Source organism: Bradyrhizobium sp. CCBAU 65884, from assembly GCF_028128835.1.
Taxonomy (GTDB): domain Bacteria; phylum Pseudomonadota; class Alphaproteobacteria; order Rhizobiales; family Xanthobacteraceae; genus Bradyrhizobium; species Bradyrhizobium ottawaense.
This window is the reverse complement of sequence record NZ_LBJU01000042.1, coordinates 1-2,026: the sequence shown is the minus strand read 5'-3', so window position 1 is coordinate 2,026 and position 2,026 is coordinate 1. Positions and strand designations below refer to the sequence as shown.

Annotated in this window: 1 protein-coding gene; it reads right to left on the bottom strand. The window is 55.5% G+C overall.

From position 1 onward, the window contains the following. Positions 1 to 1,061: 1,061 nt before the first annotated feature. A complete protein-coding gene (locus XI03_RS40405) occupies positions 1,062 to 1,868 on the bottom strand; it encodes a PP2C family serine/threonine-protein phosphatase (protein ID WP_442869680.1) in 807 nt (268 codons plus the stop codon). Positions 1,869 to 2,026: the final 158 nt, after the last annotated feature.

Genomic DNA, 2,026 nt, shown 5'->3' with positions numbered 1-2,026 from the left:
AAAGAGCCTCGATCTGACGCCAAAGCGACGCTAAATCCAGTGCAGGTCCGGCTCCGAGCGAAACAAAGGGAAAAAGCTCTATGCCGGTCGAGGTCTCCATCGAGCACCAGGGACAAGGAGTGTCCTTGTGATGCCAATGTGAAGCGTTCGCGCTGCATTTCTTTAGGCTCTTTTCAAGGTCGACTAGTGCTTGAGCCCACTCACTGGGTTCGGGTCTACCTCCTTGGACCATCTGTTTGGCAAACGCGCGCTCGAATAAGAAGGCGACCTGATCTCCAACGATTGAGAGGGCGGGAGTATGCGGAGGCCTGTCCATCTGCACATCCGCGCGCATGGTACTATACGCAAATCGGAGTTCCGATATGGCCTTGGGAATTGGCATATCGCCGCGTCCTAGGAAGCGCCCCCAAATGGATGTCTCCCCATGAACAGTAGGAGGAATATCATGATGGCAAGGCCGAAGTTGTCGTGGTTCGTGGTCCTCACAACCTCGCGAAGATTCTTTCCTTGGAGTTCGGGCGGTGTAAAGGTCTCAGCGCCAACCACGCAGGGGTATCGTTTGCCCTGGGCAACGACCTGATAGCTGTCGCAGTCGATTAATCTAACTGTCGCGTCATTCGCGACGAGAACGCTTCCCTCGTTGATGTCTCCAATAATGCAGCCCGTATCGTGAATTGCGCCGAAGGCTCGGGCAATATTCGCGCTAGCGCGCACAAGGAAGCGCCAGTCCGCGCTCCTTTGGGAACTCTACGAGACGGCTCTTGGGGCTGTATAGCTTGTGGATGTCCTTCGCGTTGCTGATTTTGGGCATAAGAAGCCCAATTGGAGCGCGATCTGTTTTAGATAGGAGCAGCCCAATGGGCCACGCGGACACCTGTTTCACGTCTCCGTTTGAGTACGAAGACATGATTTGTATCTTGGTCGCCCGATCGGCGGAAAGGGGCTGGTGGTAAACCTTGGCTACGAGTTCATCGGAGGATGCGATGTCATACACCGTCCCCTCGCCACCTTGACCAAGGACAGTACCCAAACGGACTTCGCGGCCGGTCGCATCAATTAGATTAGGAGGACGCATCTGCAATACTTGAGGGCGGGAAAGGGCTACGAGTCGCAAGAACTAGCGACTTGTCGTCGTCGGTGCGGTCGCACACTCGTTCTGCGCTAAGATATCGAACTAAGCTCTCCGAAAGGACGGCATCCAATCCACTCGCCGTGGACGCTCGGACAGGCTCTATCATTGCATTGAAAAAGGGGTCATGGACCGTCTTCGTTGCGTAATGGAGCACTAGGTTCTCTATTCCGTCGGAAAAGCAAGAGAAGCTTTCGATCCTGCGGGCTGGTCGCGCAAACTCCATCATCTTGGAAGCATCAGAAGATGTCACGAAATTAGTAGTGTTGATGTACTCGCCATGTTGAGGCCAGAAGACATAGGACCAGCCGTCATCTCCTTCCTCGCGGACCACCATCGCGCCGTCGCCCACTTGCAAGAAGGCTGATGCGTCCAAGCCAATTACTGCAACCATAAGTGTGCAGGCGAACTCTCTCGCCGACGTTCCGGCTTCAACTGCTAGGTTTGTTATCACGGACTGGACTTGAGCTAGCCAGCTAAGAGCGGTTTCGTGCTCAATCGATAGTACCGTGGCACCGGCCTCAAGATAGTTCTCAACCAAGTGGACAGCCGTCGTCGTCGCCGCGCGCGATCCAATTTCGGAATGTGTGGCGCTGCCGGCGCCGTCCGAAACAGCGGAGATTAGCACGGGCCCTTGAGGTGTGCTCACCAATTTGACGCGCGTGCTGTCTTGGCACGGTAGGCCGCTCTTGATGTGCGACGTGCCTGTTACAGACGCGGCGGCGATCCGCCAAGTCATCACACTAGACCTCAGCCCAGCCGGTCGGAGGCGGAAGAGCGACGCGGTCTCCAGTATTCGACGCGGATACGCGGCTCAGAGAACTAGCACTACTTTGGCAGATTGTGTTTTCGGCGCCATTTTTCAAGGATTTCCTTTCGGCAATATGGGCACTGCTG